Annotated in this window: 20 protein-coding genes; 8 read left to right on the top strand and 12 right to left on the bottom strand. The window is 69.2% G+C overall.

Going from position 1 to position 22,586, the window contains the following annotated elements; genetic code table 11:
* Positions 1-12 precede the first annotated feature (12 nt).
* Positions 13-1,131 carry a hypothetical protein gene (locus CBF90_RS02165; protein WP_088379793.1) on the bottom strand — a complete coding sequence of 373 codons (1,119 nt, stop codon included), beginning with the start codon at positions 1,129-1,131 and terminating at the stop codon, positions 13-15.
* Positions 1,132-1,594: 463 nt separating this feature from the next.
* On the opposite strand from CBF90_RS02165, the gene dnaB reads away from it, so the two are divergent.
* From dnaB to CBF90_RS02185, 4 genes are all read left to right on the top strand, one after another.
* Positions 1,595-2,965 carry a replicative DNA helicase gene (gene dnaB, locus CBF90_RS02170; RefSeq protein ID WP_036304736.1) on the top strand — a complete coding sequence of 457 codons (1,371 nt, stop codon included), beginning with the start codon at positions 1,595-1,597 and terminating at the stop codon, positions 2,963-2,965.
* 73 nt (positions 2,966-3,038) lie between these two features.
* Entirely contained in the window at positions 3,039-3,386 is a 348-nt protein-coding gene (locus CBF90_RS02175; protein ID WP_088379794.1) for a hypothetical protein, read from the top strand.
* 50 nt (positions 3,387-3,436) lie between these two features.
* Positions 3,437-4,285, top strand: a complete 849-nt coding sequence (locus tag CBF90_RS02180; RefSeq protein WP_064955806.1) for an ATP-grasp fold amidoligase family protein — start codon at positions 3,437-3,439, stop codon at positions 4,283-4,285.
* Positions 4,286-4,378: 93 nt separating this feature from the next.
* Positions 4,379-4,672 (top strand): hypothetical protein, encoded by a 294-nt coding sequence (locus CBF90_RS02185; protein ID WP_023953555.1) that lies wholly within the window; start codon positions 4,379-4,381, stop codon positions 4,670-4,672.
* Position 4,673: 1 nt separating this feature from the next.
* On the opposite strand, the gene CBF90_RS02190 is transcribed toward CBF90_RS02185, so the two are convergent.
* The gene (locus CBF90_RS02190; RefSeq protein ID WP_023953556.1) at positions 4,674-5,777 is read right to left on the bottom strand and encodes an epoxide hydrolase family protein; all 1,104 of its coding nucleotides are present in this window, start codon (positions 5,775-5,777) and stop codon (positions 4,674-4,676) included.
* Positions 5,778-5,865: 88 nt separating this feature from the next.
* On the opposite strand from CBF90_RS02190, the gene CBF90_RS02195 reads away from it, so the two are divergent.
* Complete coding sequence (locus tag CBF90_RS02195) at positions 5,866-7,206, top strand: APC family permease (RefSeq protein WP_071918881.1); 1,341 nt, start codon at positions 5,866-5,868, stop codon at positions 7,204-7,206.
* Between the two features lie 82 nt (positions 7,207-7,288).
* Positions 7,289-7,480: a hypothetical protein gene (locus CBF90_RS02200; RefSeq protein ID WP_064955809.1), complete on the top strand. Its 192-nt coding sequence runs from the start codon at positions 7,289-7,291 to the stop codon at positions 7,478-7,480.
* Between the two features lie 47 nt (positions 7,481-7,527).
* Here CBF90_RS02200 and CBF90_RS02205 read toward each other — a convergent pair whose 3' ends face one another.
* From CBF90_RS02205 to CBF90_RS02235, 7 genes are all read right to left on the bottom strand, one after another.
* Positions 7,528-8,238 carry an ABC transporter ATP-binding protein gene (locus tag CBF90_RS02205; RefSeq protein ID WP_088379893.1) on the bottom strand — a complete coding sequence of 237 codons (711 nt, stop codon included), beginning with the start codon at positions 8,236-8,238 and terminating at the stop codon, positions 7,528-7,530.
* A 35-nt stretch (positions 8,239-8,273) separates the two neighbouring features.
* The gene (locus tag CBF90_RS02210) at positions 8,274-9,764 is read right to left on the bottom strand and encodes an ABC transporter permease (protein ID WP_088379795.1); all 1,491 of its coding nucleotides are present in this window, start codon (positions 9,762-9,764) and stop codon (positions 8,274-8,276) included.
* Positions 9,765-9,893: 129 nt separating this feature from the next.
* Positions 9,894-11,306, bottom strand: coding sequence for an NAD(P)/FAD-dependent oxidoreductase (locus CBF90_RS02215; protein ID WP_088379796.1), 1,413 nt, complete (start codon positions 11,304-11,306; stop codon positions 9,894-9,896).
* Positions 11,303-12,151 carry a UbiA family prenyltransferase gene (locus CBF90_RS02220; protein WP_088379797.1) on the bottom strand — a complete coding sequence of 283 codons (849 nt, stop codon included), beginning with the start codon at positions 12,149-12,151 and terminating at the stop codon, positions 11,303-11,305. Before CBF90_RS02220 ends, CBF90_RS02215 begins: the two co-directional genes overlap by 4 nt.
* A 66-nt stretch (positions 12,152-12,217) precedes the next feature.
* Entirely contained in the window at positions 12,218-13,147 is a 930-nt protein-coding gene (locus CBF90_RS02225; RefSeq protein WP_088379798.1) for a hypothetical protein, read from the bottom strand.
* Positions 13,148-13,173: 26 nt separating this feature from the next.
* Positions 13,174-13,926 carry an SDR family NAD(P)-dependent oxidoreductase gene (locus tag CBF90_RS02230; protein ID WP_023953564.1) on the bottom strand — a complete coding sequence of 251 codons (753 nt, stop codon included), beginning with the start codon at positions 13,924-13,926 and terminating at the stop codon, positions 13,174-13,176.
* On the bottom strand, positions 13,923-15,479 hold the full coding sequence (locus CBF90_RS02235; RefSeq protein ID WP_023953565.1) for a cryptochrome/photolyase family protein: 1,557 nt from the start codon (positions 15,477-15,479) through the stop codon (positions 13,923-13,925). The genes CBF90_RS02230 and CBF90_RS02235 overlap by 4 nt, the downstream gene beginning before the upstream one ends.
* 171 nt (positions 15,480-15,650) lie before the next feature.
* Between CBF90_RS02235 and CBF90_RS02240 the strand changes: the two genes are divergently transcribed.
* Positions 15,651-16,190 (top strand): hypothetical protein, encoded by a 540-nt coding sequence (locus CBF90_RS02240; RefSeq protein WP_052007666.1) that lies wholly within the window; start codon positions 15,651-15,653, stop codon positions 16,188-16,190.
* A 64-nt stretch (positions 16,191-16,254) separates the two neighbouring features.
* Here CBF90_RS02240 and CBF90_RS02245 read toward each other — a convergent pair whose 3' ends face one another.
* A complete protein-coding gene (locus tag CBF90_RS02245) occupies positions 16,255-17,211 on the bottom strand; it encodes a RimK family alpha-L-glutamate ligase (protein ID WP_088379799.1) in 957 nt (318 codons plus the stop codon).
* Positions 17,212-17,350: 139 nt separating this feature from the next.
* Between CBF90_RS02245 and CBF90_RS02250 the strand changes: the two genes are divergently transcribed.
* Complete coding sequence (locus CBF90_RS02250; protein WP_023953569.1) at positions 17,351-18,379, top strand: LLM class flavin-dependent oxidoreductase; 1,029 nt, start codon at positions 17,351-17,353, stop codon at positions 18,377-18,379.
* Positions 18,380-18,388: 9 nt separating this feature from the next.
* Here the strand turns inward: CBF90_RS02250 and CBF90_RS02255 are convergent, their stop codons facing one another.
* Both CBF90_RS02255 and CBF90_RS02260 read right to left on the bottom strand, forming a co-directional pair.
* Positions 18,389-19,051: a peroxiredoxin-like family protein gene (locus CBF90_RS02255; RefSeq protein ID WP_088379800.1), complete on the bottom strand. Its 663-nt coding sequence runs from the start codon at positions 19,049-19,051 to the stop codon at positions 18,389-18,391.
* Positions 19,052-19,232: 181 nt separating this feature from the next.
* Positions 19,233-22,451, bottom strand: a complete 3,219-nt coding sequence (locus CBF90_RS02260; protein ID WP_141097124.1) for a chitobiase/beta-hexosaminidase C-terminal domain-containing protein — start codon at positions 22,449-22,451, stop codon at positions 19,233-19,235.
* Positions 22,452-22,586: the final 135 nt, after the last annotated feature.

Genomic DNA, 22,586 nt, shown 5'->3' on the forward strand with positions numbered 1-22,586 from the left:
GCCGGCCGTTCGTTAGTCAGGAGAGACGTCGGTGGGGTAGACGGGCGAGATCGGTCCCGTCGAGTTCATGAGGCGTCCGCGACGTCCGGGGAGCAGGAACGCTGCTCCGGCGAATGCGAACAGGGCTGCGGCGATACCGCCTCCGGCAGCGGCGGCGCCGGCCGAGGCCGCGCCCGGAGCGCTGACGGCGAGGCCACCCGACGCCGGTGCGCCCAGAGCGAGCGCATGACCCGCGACGGCGGGTGCCTCGCTGGCCGCCGCGGCGAACAGTTCGGATGAGGGCGCGAGAACCTCGGCCGACGTCGCCAGGACGCCGAAAATGCCGAATGGGCCGTCGGTCGACGTGGACGTAGCAAGGTCGCGTGCCAGACCAAGGGCGACGGTGGAGAGCGCGTCCAGCGGCGAGCTGGTGGCGATTCCGGGCTCCGGCGTCTCGCCGGGAAGCAGGGGGACGAGCGGCTGCGAGCCGCCGGGTACAACGGCGTCCGTGATCGGGACGATGACGGGAGTGAGTGCGTACGTGACGGGCGCGAGGGCATCGGTCACCGGAGCGAGCACCGCCACGACGGGTGCCAGGGCGCCGTCGAGGATGCCGAGCACGGGAATCACGGGGGCGCCGACGGCATCGGTCACCGGAGACAGTGAGCCGACGATCGGTGCGACGACAGGCGCGAGGTTCTCCGTGACGGGCGCCGCGACATCCGAAACGGGCTCGATGACGGGAGCCGCGGCCTCGGCGACCGGCTCGACCACGCCTGCAGCCGGCTGCACGGCCGGGGCGACGACGTTCTGCGCGACGGGCTCGACCACCTCGCGAACGACCGGGTCGACGACCGGAACGACGGCGGGAGGAGCGGACTGGACGACAGGGGCGACAGCCTGGACGACGGGCTCTGCGACGCGGGCCACGGGCTGGACCACGGACTCGAGCACGGGCGCGACGACGTCTTCGACGGCACGGTCGACCGGATCGGTGACGGCGGAGACGATGCCCTGCAGAGGCCCAGTCTCTTCGTCGGCCGCGTAGCTCGCGGGCGCGAGTGCGAGGGAGAGCGCCGTCCAGGCGAAGGCGAGACCGACGCCGGTGCCGAGGATCGGCACCCAGCGAGGCGCACGGCGGTGCTGGGCCATGACGAGCGATCACCTCCCCCGAGAGCGTCGACATCGTTCGCACGGGAGACCCCATGCCGTCGGGTACTGCTTGGCGAAGAAAGATACTCCTGTCTCGGGCAACTGTCTAGGGTTCCACTGAGTTCGTCATGAGCCCGTCCTGAGGATGCCGCGCCGGGCGCGCCGAGTCGACTTGACAAGGCGGGCGTTTTACACAAGTGAGTCCCCAGATGAACAACCTTCAAGTGAGACTTCAACCACGATCTTCATCCACAGGTTGGGGAAACTTAAACCCCTGATCAATGCCTACTTACTCGTGGACTTTCCACGTATCCCCGGGCGTTTTCCACAGGACTTCTTCACAACCGTCGCGGCGTTTCCCGCATCCTCTCCACAGAGTTATCCACAGGCCGGTTTGCGGGTGTCGGACGCCCTCCATACCGTGTACTCCGGCTCGGTCACAGGCCAGGATGCGGGGGTGCGGATGTCGATCGCGGACATCTCTGACGACAGGCTCGGCGGACGGCGCGAACCCGATCGCACCCCGCCGCACGACATGCTCGCCGAGCAGAGCACGCTCGGCGGCATGCTGCTGTCGAAGGATGCCGTCGCCGACGTCATCGAGACGCTCCGGGGCACCGACTTCTACGTCCCCAAGCACGAGCTCATCTACGAGGCGCTCCTCTCGCTGTACTCCCACGGTGAGCCGACCGATGTCGTGGCCGTCACCGACGAGCTCATCAAGAACGGCGAGCTGCAGCGCGCCGGCGGCGCCGACTACCTGCACACGCTCACCTCGATCGTGCCGACCGCGGCGAACGCGGGTTACTACGCGACGATCGTCAACGAGCGCGCCCTGCTGCGCCGCCTCGTCGAGGCCGGAACCCGCATCGTCCAGATGGGCTACAACGGCCAGGGCGACGCGGTCGACCTCGTCAACAACGCACAGGCCGAGATCTACTCGGTCACCGGCGCCGAGAAGGCCGAAGACTACGTGCCCCTCGAGGTCGCGGTCACCGCGGCCATCGACGACATCGAGGCCGCCCGTGGTCGCGACGGCCAGATGACCGGCATCCCGACCGGCTTCTCGGGGCTCGATCAGCTGACGAACGGTCTCCACCCCGGCCAGATGATCGTCGTCGCGGCGCGTCCCGCCATGGGTAAGTCGACCCTCGCGCTCGACTTCGCCCGCGCTGCCGCGATCAAGAACAACTCGCCCACGATCTTCTTCTCTCTCGAGATGGGGCGCAGCGAGATCGCGATGCGCCTGATGAGCGCCGAAGGCGCCGTGCCGCTGCAGTCGATGCGCAAGGGAACGCTCGACTCGCGCGACTGGACGACCGTCGCCGCGACGCGCGGGCGTATCAACGACGCGCCCCTCTACATCGACGACAGCCCGAACATGACGCTCGTCGAGATCCGGGCGAAGTGCCGACGGCTCAAGCAGCGTGTGGGCCTCAAGATGGTCGTGATCGACTACCTGCAGCTGATGACGAGCGGTAAGCGCGTCGAGTCGCGCCAGCAGGAGGTCTCGGAGTTCTCCCGTGCCCTGAAGCTGCTCGCCAAGGAGCTGCAGGTTCCCGTCATCGCGCTGTCGCAGCTGAACCGTGGTGCCGAGCAGCGTGCCGACAAGAAGCCGGCGATCAGCGACCTTCGTGAGTCGGGCTCGATCGAGCAGGACGCCGACATCGTCATCCTGCTGCACCGCGAGGCCGCCTACGAGAAGGACAGCCCGCGCGCCGGCGAGGCCGACCTGATCGTCGCCAAGCACCGTAACGGTCCGACCGACACGGTGACCGTGGCGTTCCAGGGTCACTTCTCGCGCTTCACGGATATGGCCGTGGGGATGGACTGAACGGTCAGCCGACGACCGTTATAGTCCAGTGCGCGCGATCACGCGCATCCGCCCTCGGCCCGTTGGGAGCCTGATGCCGTTCCGCAGTAAGGAGACGCTCGAGCGCTGGCTCGGCGAGTTCCACGAGCAGCGGGGAGCGGGTGAGCTCATCCGCGTCCTCGTGCAGGACGGTTCGGAGGGATCGGACACGGGGCTCGTCGTCGTGCCCCTCGCGAACTCTTCCGTGTCGGTGTTCATGGAGCCCATCGAGATCGGTGATGCCCGCTGGCGGATCACCATCGAACCGCAGCCCGACTTCACCAATCTCAGCAGCATCCAGATGCACTCGCTCGCCGCAGAATTCAACGTCGCCGCCGAGCTCTGCGCGTTCCTCGAGGCGAAGTCGATCAGTCACGAGGAAGACGACCTCGACGAGTTGTGACACCTCGCCATCATGGCGTCCGCTGGCGCGAGCGCAGTCGGCTGGTCCGGATGCTGCGCCTGTGGCGCACACGCAATCCGACGACGTTCCGTGAGAAGGTGCGGTACAAGATGCTGCGCGACCGCCGCAGCCTCATCGTCACCTTCGCCGACAAGGCCGCCGTGCGCGACCACGTCGCCGCGGTCATCGGCGAGCAGTACCTGCCTCGCGCGTACGCGATCGTCGAAGATCCGCAGAGCCTGCTGGACCTCGACTGGCCCGATGCCTACGTCGTGAAGCCGACGCACGGGAGCGGCGCTGCGATCGTCATGTCGGCCGCCGCCTCCGCGGATGCCCGGCTTCCGGAAGCGCGCTGGGGGTGGGTCTATCGGCACGTGCGCCCGGAGTTCGCGAACCCGCACGACCTCGCGGCGATCGCCGCGAGCTGGCTCACCAAGCTCTACGGTCAGGGCCCGAATCGCGAGTGGGTCTACGGGCAGGTGCCGCGCCGAGTCATCGTCGAGGAGTTCCTGGTCGGTGCCGACGGCGGCATACCGGACGACTATAAATTCTTCGTCTTCCATGGGCGATGCCACTTCATCCAGGTCGACGGCGGACGCTTCGGCGGTCGCACGCAGGACTTCTTCCGACCCGACTGGAGCCGCATCCCTATGAGCGGCGGCCCGCCCTGGGCTGATCCCGAGCGCTCGCGGCCGGCGCATCTCGACGAGATGATCAGCATCGCCGAGCGGCTCGGCGAGGGCACCGACTTCGTGCGCGTCGATCTGTACGACGTCGACGGTCGCGTCGTCTTCGGCGAGCTCACGAGCTTTCCCGCCGGCGGCGACAGCCCGTTCGATCCGGAGTCGTACAACACCGAGTTCGGCCGCCCCTGGACGGTGCCGCGGCGCTACCGCTGACGCCGTGCCTCACCCGTGCGCCGGATGCCGGCGCGTCCGAATTCCTTCGCACGGCGGAGGCGCGACGAACCGCGCGTGCATAGCGTCGTATCCATGAGCACCGCCACCGCGAACCAGCCCACCGACCGTGCGACGCGAGAGGCGTCTTGCCTGCAGATGGCGAGGACCTGGCTGCCGGTCGGATCGGCCATCGCCCTGCTGGCCCTCATCGTTTGGGCGATCGTCGCGGGCGTGAGCGGATCGCCTGCGGGCGTCATCGCGGCGACCTCGGGAGCGGCGGCGGTCGCCGTGGCCGGGAGTACGGGCCTCGTCGGCATCACCGCGCGGTTGCGTCAGCTCGGCGTGGTGCGGGCCCGCCACCCCCGCACTCGTCGGCTCCGTAGCTGACTCAGTCGAGCGCGGCCGCGATGGCGCGGTCGAGGTCGCGGACGTATGCCTCGGGTTGCTCCCACGAGGGAAAATGACCGCCCACCGGGTGCTCCTCGAAGGCCTCGAGGTCGAAGAGGCGCTCGGCGAAGTCGCGCGGGGCGTTGACGAGGTCGTCCGGGAAGATCGAGAGCACGACCGGGATGCGGCCGGGTATCTTCGTGTTCGGCGGCGCGGTCCGCAGTGCATAGGGGCCGAACGACGAGCCGATCGCGCTGGTGAACCAGTATGCCGATACCCAGGTGAGAACCTCGTCGTGCGAAAAGACGCTGGTGATGTCATCGCCGTGGTCGGTCCAGGTCCAGAGCTTCTCTCCGATCCAGGCGAGCAGTCCGGTGGGGGAGTCGGTGAGCGCGGCGGCGATGGTGGCGGGTTTCGTCGCGTGTTCGAGGCTGTATGCGGCCTCGGTGGTCTGCCACCGGTTCCAGCGGTCGACGTAGTCGCGCTCCGTTGGACTGAGGTCATCGGGGATGCCGCCGGCGAGGTGTCTCTGCGACACGTCGGTCAGGTGTGCCGCCGCGACCATCGAGGGGTGATTGCGCATCAGCGCCTCGGCGACGTTGCATCCGATGTCGCCGCCGCTGACCACGAAACGTGTGTACCCGAGTCGGTGCATGCCGGCGGCGACGACGTCGGCCATCTCGTTCGCCGACATCCCCTCGGCCGGGGCGTCGACGCTGAACGGATAGCCGGGCAGCGCGGGCGCGACCACCGTGACATGCCGGAGCAGTGGCAGCACCTTCTCGAACCGCAGCACCGAATCGGGCCATCCATGGAGGAGGAGAACCACGGGGGCGTCCGGTTCCGCCTTCTGGTGGATCACGCGAAGCGGGTGTGGCGCGTCGACGAGCTCCCACGGCAGGGCGAGGATCCGGTCCTCCTGCGTGCGCCAGTCGAACCCGTCCGTCCATCGCGCGACGAGCGTGTCGAGCCAATCCAGATCGACACCGGCCGGGGGTTGCCCGCCGAGGAGCGCGGCGAACCGACGCCGACGGCTGAGACGCGCATGCAGGTCGGCGATCGCCTCGTCGCTGACACGATCGGGGGCGTGGTGCTCGTTGGTCATGCCCCGAGTATCCCGCTCGCGTCGCCGCACCGCAGAAGCTTGTCAAGCCGCTACGGGTTTCGGGATGCCGCGACCTAGCGTTCGCGGAATGAGCAAGACCGATACCCCTGCACCTACCCGCCTCCGGCGAGGAATGGGCGGACCGCTGCTGTTCGCCTTCATCCTCGGTGACGTTCTGGGCGCAGGTGTGTACGCGCTCATGGGCGTGCTGGCCGAGCGCGTCGGCGGGATGCTGTGGGCGCCCTTGCTCGCCGCCCTCGTGCTGGCGCTGCTCACCGCCGGGTCGTACGCGGAGCTCGTGACGAAGTACCCCCGGGCCGGCGGTGCGGCCGTCTTCGCCGAGCGCGCGTTCAAGAACAAGCTCGTGTCGTTCCTCGTCGGCTTCTGCATGCTTGCCGCGGGCGTCGTGAGCGCAGCGGGGCTGTCGATCGCCTTCGCCGGTCAGTACCTGCAGACGTTCGTCGAGGTTCCCGTGGTGCCGGTAGCGATCGTGTTCCTGGCCGTGCTCGCGGCGCTCAATGCCCGCGGCATCCGGGAATCGATGGGTGCGAACTTCGTCATGACCGCCATCGAGGTCTCGGGGCTGGTGATCGTCGTGGTCGTGGTCGGTTTCCTCCTCGCCGGCGGAGGCGGGGATGTCTCACGCGTCACGCAGGTTCCCGAGGGCACCGGTGTCGCGTCGGCCGTGCTCGCCGGAGCGATCATCGCGTACTACTCCTTCGTGGGCTTCGAGACGTCGGCGAACATGATCGAGGAGGTCAAGGAACCCTCGAAGATGTACCCGCGCGCGCTGTTCGCCGCTCTCGGTGCAGCCGGGCTGGTTTACGTGCTGGTCGGCCTCGCGAGCAGCATCGCGCTGCCGCCCGAAGAGCTGTCGAGCTCGAGCGGACCGCTGCTCGCGGTGGTCGAGGCGAGCGGTGTCGCCATCCCCTCGTGGCTATTCAGCCTCATCGCGCTCGTCGCCGTCGCCAACGGTGCGCTGCTGACGATGATCATGGCGAGCCGCCTCACGTACGGCATGGCAGAGCAGGGGCTGCTGCCGCGTGCTCTGTCGCGGGTGCTGCCCGGGCGCCAGACGCCGTGGGTGGCGATCCTCGCCACGACGCTCGTCGCGATGCTGTTGACGCTCGTCGGTGACCTGGCGCTGCTCGCCGAGACGGTCGTCCTGCTGCTGCTCTTCGTCTTCCTGAGCGCGAACATCTCGGTGCTCGTGCTGCGCCGCGACCGCGTCGATCACGATCACTTCCGCGTGTGGACGTTCGTTCCCGTGCTCGGCGTCGCGTCGTGCCTGCTCCTGCTCAGCCAGCAGACCCTGCGGGTGTGGATCTTCGGCGCCATCCTCATCGTGGTCGGCGTGGGACTCTACTTCGTGGCCCGTTGGGCGCGTGGTCGCGGGGAGCGGGAGCAGGAGCAGGCAGCATCTCGATGATGCGGTAGCCACCGCCGTCCGAGATGCTTCGTGGGCATATCGTTAGTAGCCTAACGATATCCACGAGAAGGAGGGCGTCAGCGTGTTCGTGCTGTTCTTGGTTCTGTTCCTCGGTGGCATCTACCTGATGGGTGCCGCTTTCAACGTCGCGGAGTTCCCCGGCCTCGTCTTCACCGGAGGGCTGCTGGTCACGTCGGCGGCCGTCGGCATCCCGTTCCTCATCGCCGCGGTCGAGCACCGTGGTGAGGAGCGCAGCGACGGCAGCACGCGCTGAGACATTCGCGGCGCGTGCTGCCGGTGGCTGTCTGCGGCTGCCGGTGGCTACCGGTGCGACTCGCTGACGACGCCGGCCGCGAGCCGTAGCCGTCGGCCGGCACGCGCGGCGACGGCGGAATCGTGGGTGACGACGATCAGGGTGAGGCCCTCGGCGTGCAGCGAGTCGAGCACTCGAAGGATGTCGTCGCGCATCGATTCGTCGAGGTTGCCGGTGGGCTCGTCGGCCAGCAGGACGCGCGGACGCTTCGCGATGGCTCGCGCGATCGCCACCCGTTGCTGCTGACCGCCGGAGAGCTCGCCGGGCAGGTGGTCGGCGCGTTCCGCGAGGCCGACGCGCGCGAGCGCTTCAGCCACCCGCGTCCGGCGCTCCTCGCGCGGCAGGCCGAGCGGCTCGAGTCCCATGTCGACGTTCTCCGATGCGGTCAACGTCGGTATGAGGTTGAAGCCCTGGAAGACGAAGCCGATGTCACGAGCACGGATGGCGCCGAGAGCGCGGTCGGATGCCGATGCGAGGTCAGCGTCACCGAGCTGGACGGTGCCGCTCGTCGGGCGATCGAGTGCCCCCAGCAGTTGCAGGAGCGTCGACTTGCCTCCGCCCGTCGGGCCCTGGATCGTCACGAAATCGCCCGCTTCGATCTGCAGGTACACGCCGGCGAGAGCGCGAACGGAGCTCCCGCCGCGGGAATACTCCTTCGTCACGTTCTCGATCCGGTAGCCGGCGGTCCGCGGCGGCGTTGTGATGGGGGTGTCGGTCATGGTCTCTCCTTCGGGTGAATGCGGGTCGTCGATGCTCATGCGACAGCTCGCAGGGCCTCGGCGGGCCGGAGTCGCGCGGCACGCCAGCCGCCGAGGATCCCGGCGACGAGGCCGCCAGCCAGGGCCAGCGCGAGCGCGAGCAGCACGATCGACGGAGCGATCGGCGCCGTCAGCACGATGTCTCCCGCGACCGTCGCCTGCTCCGACATCGACCCGGGGCCGCCCATTCCGCCCGGAAAGCCCGCCGACCCTGCGGGGCCCGATTCGGCGGCGACGGAGACGGTGGGTGCGACCGCGGTGATGATGAACGCGCCCACCAGGCCGACTACGGTGCCGATGACACCGCCGATCGCACCCTGGACGATCGACTCGCCGGCGACCTGGCCGACGACGCGACGGTTGGACCATCCGATCGCCTTCAGCGTCCCGATCTCCCTCGTGCGACGCGAGACTCCGGAGATCGTGAAGAGGACCGCGAGGGCGACGGCGACGACGAGCAGGATGACCGAGAGCCAGGTGCCGAGCCCGGAGATGAGGGCGCTGGCGCTCGACAGCGACGACGAGACGCTCGATGCCAGGTCCGACTGCGAGTTGACGGTCGCGTCCGGCAGTTCCGCCTCCAATGCGGTCTTCACCGCCTCGATCGAGTCCGCGGACTCCGCTTGGACGTAGACCGTCGAAACGACATCCCCCGCACCGGAGATCTCCTGTGCCGTCGCCAGAGGCAGGTACACGTCGGCCGCGGTGTCGGCATCAGCGGTGGCCGACGCGACGATGCCCACGATCTCGACATCCGTGCCGCCGACGTCGATCGTGTCTCCGACCGCCAGGTTCTCGCTGGTGGCGTAGGTGGCATCGACGATGGCCCGAGCCTCGCCGTCATCGGATGCTGCCAGGGCTCGGCCGTCGGCGACCTCGACGGCCGAGAGGGGGCCGACGCCGGACGCGTCGGTGGAGACGCCGAGAACGGTGAACGAATCGATGTCGAACGAGCCGCCGCCGAAGCCTCCACCCGGACCGCCCTGGCCCTCGCCGGGAACGCGCTGCTGCGCCGAGGCCTCGCCGTCGCCCTGAACGTCGTCCGCAACGCCGTCGCTCGGAGCCTGCGGCAGCTCCCCGTCGAAGTTCGTGTTGGTGAGACTCAGTGCGCCGACGGCCGCTGCGACGCCCTCGGTTCCCGCAACGGCGTCGACCGTGCTGCCGTCGAGGGTGCCGCGCCGGAAGTCGGTCATCAGTCTCGACTGACTCAGGTTGGTGGCCCCGTCCTCGCCGGTCTGCGCGTCACCGCCGCCGAACTCGAAGCTCGGTCCGCCCCCCTGCCCCGGTTCCGACTCGGCGCCGGACACGGTCAGGTCTGTGCCGACGCCGTACACGGCTGCGAGGGCCGACGACTGAGCGTCCTTCACGCCTGCCGCGAGGGCGTTGACGATGATGACCAGCGCGATCGCGATCGCGAGGCCGGCTGCGACGATGGCGGTCTGCTTCTTTCGGCCGGACAACTCCCGGCGCAGATAAGTCAGGTACATGGGCTCTCCTTCGGGGCGCACAGAGCGCCGACGAACGAGAAACTAAGCGGCCCGCCGATGACGAGCGTTGGCTTTTCTTATCTACGACTTATGTAACCGGGGCCGTGCGGCGTGGGACCGCGAACGCGCTCAGGCCGGATGCCGCTTGAGCAGCTTCGCTGCCACGATCATCGCGCCGCCGAGCACGGCGGGGATGCCGCCGCCCGGGTGAACCGAGGCGCCGACCCGCCAGAGCCAGGGTGCGCGGAGGTCGTGCTGCGCGGGCTGGTGCAGCGGGCCGCTCATCCACAGCGGTCGCGACGCCCCGTAGAGGGCGCCGTGGGGTTCGCCGAACGATCCGAAATAGCGGGGGTCGAGCACGGTCGTCTCGGTCATCCCGTCGGTGAGGAGTCCATCGAGGCCCATGACGCCCGAGATGCGCTCGAGCTCGCGCCTCACGAACGGGTGGTCGAGCGAGTAGCCCTGGCCGTCGGCGGGGCTCGTCAGCAGGACGGCGAGTGTGCTGCGGTCGTTCGGGTAGATCTCGCCGGCCCGGTAGTGGTTGACGAACGCCATCGTGTCGGCGGGCTCATCGCCGGCGGCGAGACTGCGGTGCAGGGCGTCGGGCTTCGTGGGCAGGATGACGCTGTGCGCGGCGATCCGCTCGGGGAGGGGCGTCTCGAGCACGCCGTAGATCGCGACCGCCGAGCACGACAGCTGCGGCGAGCCGGGAACCACGCGGCGCCGCCCCAGCAGTCCGTCGAGCCGTGACGCGTCGAGACCGCTCACGACGACATCCGCGTCGTGCACACCACGCTCGGTCGTGACGCGTCCGCGCTCGATGCGCGTGACGCGCTCGCCGGTGCGGATCTCGACGCCCGCGGCATCCGCCAGCCGCTGCAGCGCGATGACGATCTCGAACACCCCGCCTCGGGGCACCCACACCCCGTCGGCGGCCATGACGGCGGGCATGCTCGCGTACAACGCCGGGGTGCGGGAGGGGGAGACCCCCGCGTTGAGGGTGTGGATCGCGATGATCTCGCGCAGTCCCTCGGGCATCCAGGTCAGGCTGTCGAGGTAGGCCCGGGTGCTGAGGTGCCGTCCGTATACGGCGAGCAGCCGACGCAGTGCGGGCAGCGACGCGCGATCGAGCGGGTCGGCGACGAGCAGCGCGGCGACGTCGTCCGCGAGGGGTGCGTGCTCGTCGCTGAAACGCTTCCACGCGGAGTGCCAGGGGTGCCCTTCGGGCACGGGCAGCGAGACCTCTTCGCCCCGGTAGTAGTAGCGGCCCACCTCATCCAGACGCACGAGGTCGAGCCCACCGGCATCCGTGCCCGTTCGCGACCCCGCGCCCAACCGGCGCAGCAGCTCGTCCCAGACGGACGGGAACGTGACGAGCGATGGGCCCGTGTCGATGCGCTCGCCGTCGAGTTCGATGCGTCGGCTCTTGCCGCCGACGGTCTCGGCCGCTTCGAGCAGGGTCACGCGGTGACCGGCGTGGGCGAGCAGGGCGGATGCTGCGAGCCCGCCGAGGCCCGCCCCGACGACGACGATGCGGCTCATGGATAGACCCCCAGGAACATGGCTGCGAGCAGCAGCCCGCTGGCGACCGAGCCCGCGATGTACGGGAACGCGATCGACAGCGGGTAGAGCCTGCGACCGGTGGCGGGCGTGGGGCGCAGCAGCATCCAGACGACGAGGGTACCGGCAAGGGCGAGGTTGACGAGGGCGACGGGCAGGCTGACGAGCGCGAACAGCACCGTCGAGACCAGCCACCACGCCCCGCTCCACAGGGCCGTCCCACGCGGGCCGAGCAGGACGGCGGTCGTGGTGATGCCGGCCTCGCGGTCTTCGTCGATGTCCTGCACGGCGTCGTAGGCGTGCTTCGCGACGCTCCAGGCCAGCAGTCCGACGACGGCGGGCCAGACCGGCGGCGCCTCGAGAGCGACCGGCATGATCAGCAACGGCAGGCCGTATGCGGCGTTGCTCAGCGAGTCGAGGAACGGTCGCGCCTTGAACCGCAGCGGCGGAGCAGAGTAGAAGACGAACACGCCCGCGTAGAGCAGAATCAGACCGACCGCCGCGATGGGCAGCGCGATGACGAAGTAGACGAGGAACGGGACGTTGGTGACGGCCACTGCCCATGCGATCAGCTTCACCTCGCGGGGCTCGATTCGCGCACCCTCGATCGACCCCTTGCGCGGGTTCAGCGCATCCGTGTCCTGATCGAAGATGTCGTTCACGCCATAGATCAGCAGGTTGAACGGCAGCGTCAGCCAGATCAGCAGCGGAATCGCGGCGACGTCGATGAGCTGACCGGTCAGCCACATGCCGAGCGCGCCCGTGCCGATCGTGTTGATCCACAGAACGGGCCGCGAGATGTGGACGAGGCGCGCGATCGGGGTCATCCGAGGTCCGTCCGATCCAGACGCGGCATGTCATCGTTCACGCGGATGCTCACGCCTCACGGTACCTCAGCGACGAAGGGGCGCAGCTCCGCTGCTCTCGACGCGGGTTCGGCGACGAAGAGCGGTTGAGATCAGCGCGCCGACTGCGCCGATGCACGCCGCCACGATCAGCGGCGGCACGGCGAGATCGACGGCGGTCAGCGCCATCACGAAGACCCCGATGCCATAGTCGGCCATCTCCGCCGGGTAGGGCGCCAGCACGCGCGTCCCCGCGGCGGACGAGACGGCGGTGAAGAAGGCCGGTCCGACCCACAACGCGGCCAGGCTGACGACGACGGCCGCGACCCGCCCGGCCGTGCGGAACCCGCACCATGCGATGACGGCGCCGACGAGAACGGCGGGAAGCCACCGCAGCAGCAACAGAACAGCCGAGGTAGCCGGGTCGTTCGTGAGCGAGAGATAGCTCTGCAACGGCAGTCCGATCCACCCGGGGACGGTGATCGCCGTGAGCGACAGAGCGATCGCGGCGCCGGGGACGGGGCCTCGCGCGGTGAGAAGCAGCACGAGCATGCTCATCAGCAGCGAGACGACCATGACCGCGATCACGGCCGCCGCATAGAGGACGCGGCGGCTCGAGTCCTCGAGCATCGATACCGTCACGACCGACGACTGCACGACCGCGATGACCTGGATCACGGCTACCCCGAGCACGAGCAGGCCTGTCGCGTGGCGGGGGCGGCGGTGGCGCAGCGTGCGTGCCGAGAGGCCCGCGACGGCGCCCCCGACGACGAGCAGTGAGACGATCGTCGTGAGGAAGTACTGGCTGAACGGCAGCAGGGAGAACGGCGTCGTCAGGTCGGTCTGATCTGCGGCGAGATTCTGCAGGGGGAGCCGCGCGCCGGTGATCAGCCAGGGCAGCAGACCCGCGACCGCGCTCCCGGCCCCGACGAGGACCCAGACGGCGCCGGACAGAGGGGGGCGGTGGATGCTGCTCACCCGCGCAGACTATCGACACCGGACGGCTACTTCACCGATGGCCGGATGGTCGTGAATCCGCCGTCGACCGGGATCACCTGGCCGGTGATGCGGGAGGCGTCGGGGGAGAGCAGCCAGTCCATGACCACGGCGACCTCGTCGGCGGACTGCACACCGCCGAGCGGATACTGCTTCTCGGCACTCTCGCGCAGCATGGGTGCGGCGAGCATGCCCGCGGTCAGAGGTGTGTCGGTCATGCCGGGAGCGACCGCGTTCACCCGGATGCCGCGCGCGGCGTAGGTCGCGGCGGCGCTGCGCACGAGAGCCTCGACACCGCCCTTCGCCGCGGCGATCACCTCGTGGTTCGCGACGCCGATACGGGCGACGACCGAGCTCGCGAAGACCGCGGCGCCCGGCGCCTTGCCCGTCGCGTCGAGCCAGGCGTGCAGGATCCAGAGGCTGCTCTCGAGGTTGACGCGCAGCACGTCGCGAGCCTCGTCGGTCTTCGTGCGGTGCAGTGGCGTGATGAGCGTGCTGCCCACCGCGTGAGCGAGCAGCGCGGGCGGGCCGCCGAGCGCGGTGCGGCACTCCGCGAACGCGGTCGCTGCGCCGTCGGGCGTCGTGACGTCGGTTTCGATGTGCGCGTCGGCGTCGACGTCCGCGAGCGATGCGGCGTCCCGGCCGACGGCGGCGACACGCACGCCGCGAGCGCGCAGGCGTGCGACGAGCTCTCGGCCCACCCCGCCCCGGGCGCCGGTGACGAGCGCGATGTCGTTCTGTGCGGCGTTGCCGTCGGTCATCGGGCTCCTTCCGGTGCGGTCACGTCGCCGCGCCGGATGGCGTCGGCGCGGCCCCGGATCGCGGCGATCTCGTCATCGTCGAGGCGGTCGAGGTTCTTCACCTGCAGCGCCATGCGGTGGTTCTCGGCGAGGGGCTGCTCGTGCCGGATGAGGTAGTCCCAGTACAGGGTCGTGAAGGGGCAAGCGTCCTCGCCGACCCGCTTCGCCGGGTCGAACGGGCACGTCTTGCAGTACGGGCTCATCCGGTCGATGTACTTGCCCGTCGCTGCGTAGGGCTTGCTTCCCATGAGCCCGCCGTCGGCGTACTGACTCATGCCGAGGGTGTTCGGCAGCTCGGCCCACTCGACCGCGTCGACGTACACGGCGAGGTACCAGGCGTGCACCTCGCGCGGGTCGACGCCGAGCAGCATCGCGTAGAGACCCGTGACCATGAGGCGCTGGATGTGGTGCGCGTACCCGTTCTCGAGCGTCGTGCCGACGGCATCCTTCAGGCACGCCATCGGGGTGTCGCCCGTCCAGTACCAGTCGGGCAGCGGCTCGAACGCCTCGAAAGCGTTCCGCTGGACGTAGCCGGGCATCTGCGTCCAGTAGATCCCGCGCACGTACTCGCGCCAGCCGAGGATCTGCCGGATGAATCCCTCGACTGCCGACAGGGGCGCGCGCTTCGAGCGGTACGCCTCCTCGGCGGCGGCCACGACCTCACGCGGATGCAGCAGCTTGAGGTTCATCGACGACGACAGGTGCGCGTGCCACAGCCAGGGTTCGCCCGGCCACATCGCATCCTGAGCGTCGCCGAAGCCGGGCAGTCGTTCGTCGATGAAGAGGTCGAGCGCCTCGAGCGCTTGCGCACGGGTGACCGGCCAGGCGAACGAGTCGAGCGAACCGGGGTGCTCGCCGAACTCCTTCTCGACGAGCTCGATCACCTCACGCGTGATCTCATCGGGCGGAAAGGTCGCCCGTGGCGGGACGAGCCCGGGTCCCTGCTTGGGGAACGGCTTGCGGTTGTCGGCGTCGTAGTTCCACTGGCCGCCGACGGGCTGTCCTCGGGTGGTCATGAGGATGCTGTGCCGCTTGCGCATCTCACGGTAGAAGTACTCCATTCGAAGCGACGCCCGGCCTTCGGCGTGCTCGGCGAACTCGGCGACGGTCGAGAAGAAGTGCCGGTCGACGCGGATGTCGAGAGGGATGCCGGCGGCATCCGCGGTCTGCTGCAGCGCTTCGCGCACGCGCCACTCGCCGGGCTCGGTCATCACGAGCGCCTCGGGCTTCAGCTTCTCCAGGTCGGCGGCGAGCTGGTCGGCGAGAGTGCCCTTGTTCCCCCGCGCATCGAGCTCCGTGTAATGCAGGGTGTGTCCGGCGTCGCGCTGATCGGCGGCGAAGTGGCGCATCGCCGCGAGGAACACCGCGGTGCGCGGCTTCGAGCTCCAGACGTGGGTGGACTCTTCGGCGACCTCGGCCATCCAGACGGCATCCTGCGCCGGGTCGAACTCGTCGAAGGCGCTCGCGTCGGGGTCGAGCTGGTCGCCCAGGACGATCACGAGGTTTCGGAGCACGGTGTCAGCGTAGGAACGGCCCCGGGTGCGTCCTATCGCTTGTGCGTGAGCCCGGGCTGCGCTAGTCGCGTGCGTCGACGCGACGCCGAAGCCGTGAGGATCCATCCGTCCGTCGTATGGATGGCGTGAGGGGACATCGCCGGGAGGGTGCGTCGAGCGTAGACCTGAGCCATGACTCTCACCTCCATCCTCCCGACCCTGCGTCGCAGCATCCCGTCGCCCCACTCGCGGGATGTGTGGCCAGCGCGCACCGTCGTCACGTGTGACGACATCGTCGTCGGCGGTATCTCCGTGAACCGCTTCGTCGAGCTCTGCGGGCTGCCGGCGGTCATGACGGCACCGGCGGTCATTCCGGTGTCGGGCGGGATGTCGTCATCGACAGCCACGACGACCGTGCTGCTTCTGCGCGTGATGGCGGCTGGAGGCGTCGACGGCGGGACGGCGCTCGCCGTCGACGCCGACCTCGTTGCGGCGGCGTACGCGGTGTGGAGCGAGGCCCGGCTGCTTGCCCGCGTCTCGAGCGCCCACGATCACCGGTTCGCCGTCTGCGGGGCCGACGGCGAACGGCTGCCGGGGGTCGCGGTCGTCCTGCCCGCCGATACGGGCTGCGGTGATGTCATCGCCGTGCCCTGTCCTGGTGCCCTGTCGGTCGGCGACGTGCGCCCCCATCCGACTCTCGCAAAGGGTCTGAACGCCGGGGGCGTGGAGTGATGGTCTACGCGACCGTCTTGTGGGCGAGCCGATGCGCGCGCTACGACGCGATGATCGCGGCGGCTCAGGCCGCGGAGGAGGACGACGAGAGCAGTCCGCCGAGGAACCGGGCGATCTCACCGGGTCCGGACGCGTGAGCCGAGGCCTCGACGTCGGGGTTGTAGTTCGTGTTCGTGTTGAGGTCGTAGGTGACGAGTCGCCCGTCGATCGTCTCGACGAACTCGATCCCGGCGATGCGGATGTCGACGGTGCGCAGGAAGTCGCGGTGCTGCACGACCAGGGGATGATCGGCGGTGATCTCGTCGCGCAGCGCGAAGGGCGGATAGGCGGGGGTGGCACCCGTGCCCGCCGCGGGGTCGACGACGCACGCATCGGCGGGGCAGAGCTCGAAGCTGCCCGCGCTCGTGTCGACGCGGACGGCGTAGACGAACTCGCCGCCGACATATTCGGCGCGCGTGACGAACGGTTCGCGTGCGAACAGGAACTCCTGGATGAGCGTGATGCCATCGGGGGATGCCTCGAAGTCGGGCCCGTCGACCCAGGCGTCGAACTCGTCGTGGGAGTCCCAGCGGCGGACGCCGAGACCCTTGCCGCCCTGGTTGTGCTTGCTGATGAACGGCACCGGGAACTCGCGCGCGCGCTCCTTCAGGTCACCGGTACCGAAGACGGCGACGGTGTGCGGGACGTCGATGCCGCTCGCCCGCAGGGCGGCGTGCTGGGCGACCTTGCTGACCTCGAACTCGAGGACGTGGCTGCCGCCGATCACCGTGCGGCCCCACGACTCGAGCCACCGCAGCACCGCCCGGCCGTAGTCCTTCGACTGCGCGTGGTCGCGCGTGTGCGCCGATGCCGACAGTCGCGACCAGAAGACGCCCTGCGGCGGCTCGGCCGACAGGTCGATCGAGCCGTCGGTGAGCAGCCACTGCTCGGCAGGCACGGCCTCGGCGGCGAACGCGGCGGCGAAGGGCGCCCACCACTCGGGGTTCTCGTGGATCACGTACACCTGCGGCGAAGTCGACATCCCGTCAGGCTAAGCCGATCGAGCCGGGTCGCGGGCCGCGTGACGGAGCATGACGCGACGCGGACTGCCGCGCGTCCCGACGTCACCGCGCGTGTGAGGATCGACGGACCGACGGATGTTCCGCCGGAGAGGGAGCACCATGAGGTTCGGATACTGGACCCCCACTTACGGCGGCTGGCTGCGCAACGTCGCCGACGAGCACACGCCCGCGACTTTCGAGCACATCGCGCGCATCGCCCGGGCCGCGGAGGACGGCGGCTTCGACGTGACCCTCGTCCCCGAGCTGAACCTCAACGACATCAAGGGGCATAACGGCCCCGCCCTCGACGCCTGGGCCATCGCCACCGCGACCGCAGCCGTGACCTCGCGCCTGGAGATCATGGCCGCATTGCGGCCGAGCTACCACCCCGTCGCGCTCGCCGCGAAGCAGGCCGCCACGATCCAGGAGATCGCGCAGGGCCGCTTCACGCTCAACGTCGTCTCGGCGTGGTGGGCCGAGGAGGCGCGGCAGTACGGCATCTCGTTCGCCGACCACGACGACCGCTACGCGCTGACGACCGAGTACGTCGAGGTGCTGCACGGGCTGTGGTCGCAGACGCCGTACAGCCACGAGGGGCGTCACTTCTCGCTCGAGGGCACCCACCTCGAACCCAAGCCTGTGACGGCGCCGCTGATCTACGCGGGCGGTGAGAGCGAGGCGGGCCGGGCGGCGATCGCGGGCTTCGCCGACGCCTACGTCACGCACGGCGGCACGGTTGACGAGCTCCGGACGAAGATCGCCGACATGCGGGCGCGCCGCGAGCGCGTCGGCAAGCCCGCCTTCCGGCACTTCGGCATGGCGGCGTTCGCGATCGTCCGCGACACCGAGGAGGAGGCGCAGGCCGAGCTCGCGCGTATCACCGACGTGCGCTCGGGCGCGGCCTACGAGTCGTACCAGGACTTCGTGACCAAGTCGCAGCTCGACGTCGAGATCAGCCTGCGGGAGTACTCGGTGTCGAACCGCGGCCTGCGCCCAGAGCTCATCGGAACGCCGCAGCAGGTCGCCGACCGCATCCGGGAGTTCCAGGACGTCGGCGTCGACACCCTGCTGCTGCAGTTCTCGCCCGCGCTCGACGAGCTGGAGCGCTTCGCCGAGCAGGTTATCCCGCTCGTCAACGGGCGCGGATAGTCCCGGGCCTCAGCGCGCGTCGACGGCGGCGAGGATGTCGGCAGTCTCCGTGCGCGTCGTGTAGTCGATGTGAATGTCGACGAAGCGCACGACACGGTCGGCGCCGATGACGATCACCGTGGGATACGGGATCGCCGGGGTGTCGTCGGCGTTGCTGTCCTTGAAGGCGAAGCCCAGGGCGGTGTGGGCGTCCTGAGCCTCGGCGCTGGGCGCGGTGACGATGCCGAGGGCGCCCGCGAACGCGTTGGCCGGGTCGGACACGACCGTGAAGCCGAGCTCCCCGTTGGTGACGGCGGCGGCCGAGCCGTCGGGTGTCTGTGGGCTGATCGCGATGAGCGAGACGCCGCGCTCGGCGAGTCCGGGGGCCAGCGTCTTGTCGTAGTGCCGGAGCGTGATGTTGCAGTACGGGCACCATGCGCCGCGGTAGAAGACGAGCACGGCGGGCCGGCCCGCGAGCAGCCCGTCGAGTCCGATCGGCGATCCGGACGTGGCGACGAGCTCGGCGGACGGCAGGACGTCGCCGACGGACACGGCGTTCTCCGGCCCTCCGGCGGCGCGCAGGTCGGCCTGCTCGCCGGCGAAGACGGCGCTGAGCTCGGGACCGATCGTCTCGGTGAAACCGACGTTGAACTCGGCGATCTGCGTACCGGTGGTGGCGGGGGTGATCGACATGATGCTCCTCGGATGGCGGGGCCCTGCGGTGGGTAGCGCGAGCATAGGTCGCGCATCGCGGCACCGATGGCGGACCCGTAACGGGGCGACATCCCGCGGCATCCCCCACGATGCGCCCACTCGACACCGCACGAGGCGGGTCCGGACGAAACCGGACCCGCCTCGTGGACGACGACCCGGCTCACCTCAGAGTGAACTCGACCGTCGTGGTGTTGCCGGCGACGTCGTGCACGACGAGCGTGTTCGCCCCCGACACGGCACCGAAGACCCCAGGCTTCACGAAGTTGATGTCCGACCACGCGTTGTTCGTCAGATCCTTCGTCACGCCGTTCAGCACGGCCTTGTCGATCTTGCCCGCGTCGTGCAGCTTGAAGCTCACCAGCGAGTAGTCGTCGCCGTCGCGGGCCGTGAACGACGCCCCGTCCTTCACCGTGACGGTCGGCGCGGTGGCGTCGATCGTCACGTCGAACGTCTTCGTCTGCGCGACATTGCCGGCCAGATCGTGCGCGTTGTAACGGACCGTGTAGGTGCCGTCGGGCAGCGTCACCGAAGCCGCGTGCGTCGCGGCTGCGGCGCCGTCCACGGCGGTCTGCGTGCTCTTGACGAGCGTGCCGTCACGGTAGACATTGGCCACGATGCGCGCGAGCCCGCGGTCGTCGGTCGCGTCGACCTTCAGCTCGAGCGACCGATGCGGACCGGCCGTCGTCGGAGCGGTGAGTGTCACCACCGGCTTGACCGTGTCGGGCTCGGGGTCCGGCGTCCCCGCCGCGATCACCTGGACGTCATCGACGAAACCGGTGTTGTCGCCCTCGGTCGTCGTCGCGACGAACGAGATCGTGTGCTCGCCTTCCGCGACGGTGAACGGTTCGGTCTCGTACGCGGTGTACTTCCCATCGCGCGTCGGCACGAAGTGTCCGAGCTTCTGGTCGTCCACGAGAACATCGAACTCCTGCTGGCCGCCGAAGCCCACGCGATTGGCAGCCGCGAAGGTGATTGCGAAGGTACCGGCCGGGAAGCGCACGGTCTGGTCGATGCGGCTCGCGAGCCCGGAGTCGCTCTTGAGGTACGCCGTGCGCTCGCCCTGCGGGGCGGGGAAGGCGGGCTGGAACACGCTGTTGTTGTGCTGGATGCCGGCGCGCGCGCTGAAGGTCCATCCGTTGACCATCGGTCCGTTCGACGTCCCGCCGGTGGCGGGCCGCTCGAAGCCGGCGTTGTAGATGGTGACGATCGGCTGCTCATCGGGAACGTCGGGGTTCACGAAGCACCGGTTGTCGCCGTCCGGGTTCGGGTCGCCTCCGAAGCTCGCCGCGGTGCAGTCGACGCCGCCGGTGAAGGTGCCGTAGCGGAACAGGCCATCCGAGCCGAATGCGACACTCGCCTCGCCCTCGAAGGCGCATACGCCGCGGTCCTGGTACTGGCAGAAGGCGTACCCGTCGGGTGCGTTCTGCACGTCGCGCACCTTGTAGAGACGCGAGGTCACCCCCGAGTCCTCGAGCCCATCGCCGACGGCGATCGCGCGAAGGTACGTGGTCTTGAGCGGCGCGAGCACGATCTGCCCCGTGTAGAGCGTCGAATCCGCCGTCGGAACGCTGCCGTCCGTCGTGTACCGGATCTCGGCGTCGGGCGTCCCGGTCGTGATGCTCACTGCCTCGACCGACTCGTACAGCCCGGGCTCGAGGCTGAACACCGGGGCGTCAGCGACCCCCGGTTCGGACGCCGGTGTCACGAGCACCTGAGCGACGCCGTACACGCCGTCGTCGAGAGTCGCGCGGATCGCGACGGTGCGCTCGGTCGTGACATCCGGTGCCGTGAAGACGCCGTCCGCGTCGACCGCGCCGTTGTCGTCGCCGACGACGGACCAGGTCAGGTCGCCCGAGCCGTCGATGACGCGCGCGTCGAGGTCGAGCTGCTCGCCACCGGCGACGGTCGATTCGACCGGGTCGACGGCCACCTGGGTCGCCGCAGGCGAAGTCGTGTAGATGGCGAAGGCGTTCTCGTCGCCGATCGCGTCGTCGGTGAACGCGTTGCTCGTGGGCGTCAGCGTTCCCGACGAAGCGGGCAGCAGGGCGTTCTTCTCCCGCTCGACGATCGAGTCGGAGTACGCCAGGCGCGTGAACGACTCGGTGACGTCGCCTCCGGTGAATTCCACGCGTACGTCCTTCGGCGAACCCGACTGGGTCTCGACGAGAACGGTGAGCTCGCCGTCGCGATCCCGGAACGCGGTGGCCCGGACGTCGTCGTGCGAGGTCTCGGTGCCTAGCACGGTGCTGTGCTCGGGGATGTACCGCATGAGCAGGCCGGCCTCGTAGAACGCGGCTGTCGGCTCGAGACCGAGGACGAGCGAGTCCCACAGGTTGTAGGAGCCGTTCGTGTCACCGGCCGGGTCGTGGGTCATGACGCCGTTGAGCTGCCACACGAGGTTGGAATGGATGCCGTTGTTGGCGCTGCCGATGATGTAGTTCGCATAGCCGGTCTCCCAGACGCTCGTGCCGGGGTTGGTCCACCCCATCTCGGAGAGGTTCAACGGCGCGTCGCCGATCGTCGACCGTCGCTGGTCGATCGCGTTGCCGAGGAACTCGTACGACTCGCCGTAGAGGTGGAACGAGTACTGGTCGAAGACGTCGCCCGCGTTCTCGGCCATGTACTGGGTCCAGTCGGGCGCGTTGACCTCCTCGGGGCCCCAGATCTGCACCTCGTCGCGAAGGCCGTCCGCGATCAGCTGGTCGTGGACCTTGCGTGCCATCTCGGCGTAGTACGCCTTCTGGTCGGCGGGGCCCTCGAAGTCCCAGCTGCCGTTGGGTTCGTTGTAGAAGGTCAGGAAGTCGATGTTGTCGTAGCCGCGCGCGTTGATCAGCTCGTCGAGCAGCGCCGATGCGGAGCGGCCGTAGGCGTCGAGGTCGCCGGGGGCGCTCTCGAAGGGCTTGGTCACACCGGGGTAGAGGAACCAGTCGTGGACGCGCTCGCCGACCTTCCAGCCGAAGTTCAGGAGGACCTCGGTTCCTGCCTGCTCGAACGCGTCGAGGTACCGGTAGAAGGCCCGCATCTCGGGGCTGTCGAAGTCGTACTGGCCCTTCTCCAGCTCCATCCAGTCGATCTGGAACCAGACACGAGCGACCTTCGGCTGCAGCGTCAGGATGCGTTCGACGTCGACCTCCCAGTCAGCGTCGTCGTAACCGAGGCGCGTGGTGCCCTCGAGCAGGCTCCACGGGATGACGTTCACGCCGATGCCGAGGTAGTCCTCCTGCACGGTCTCATCGAGTGCGACGGTGACCGTCCGCTGCTCTGCGGGCGCGGTGTCGTCGGCGGTAGCGGGAGAGACGGGTCCGAGCGCGCCGACGGACACGGAGCCGGCTATCACGGTGGCGGCCGCTGCGACCGCAGTGCCGATTCGTCGTTTCACGGGGGGATCTCCTATCTGCGTCGATGGAGCGCAGTCGCTTGCGGTTCGGGACCGTCGATGGCGACACCAGGTAGTGCGACTACGAACATCTGATGTCGAGCACCGTATATCAGTGCCGTTCGGAGCCACAAGAGC

Origin of the sequence: Microbacterium sp. AISO3, from assembly GCF_002204305.1 — a bacterium.
GTDB lineage: Bacteria > Actinomycetota > Actinomycetes > Actinomycetales > Microbacteriaceae > Microbacterium > Microbacterium arborescens.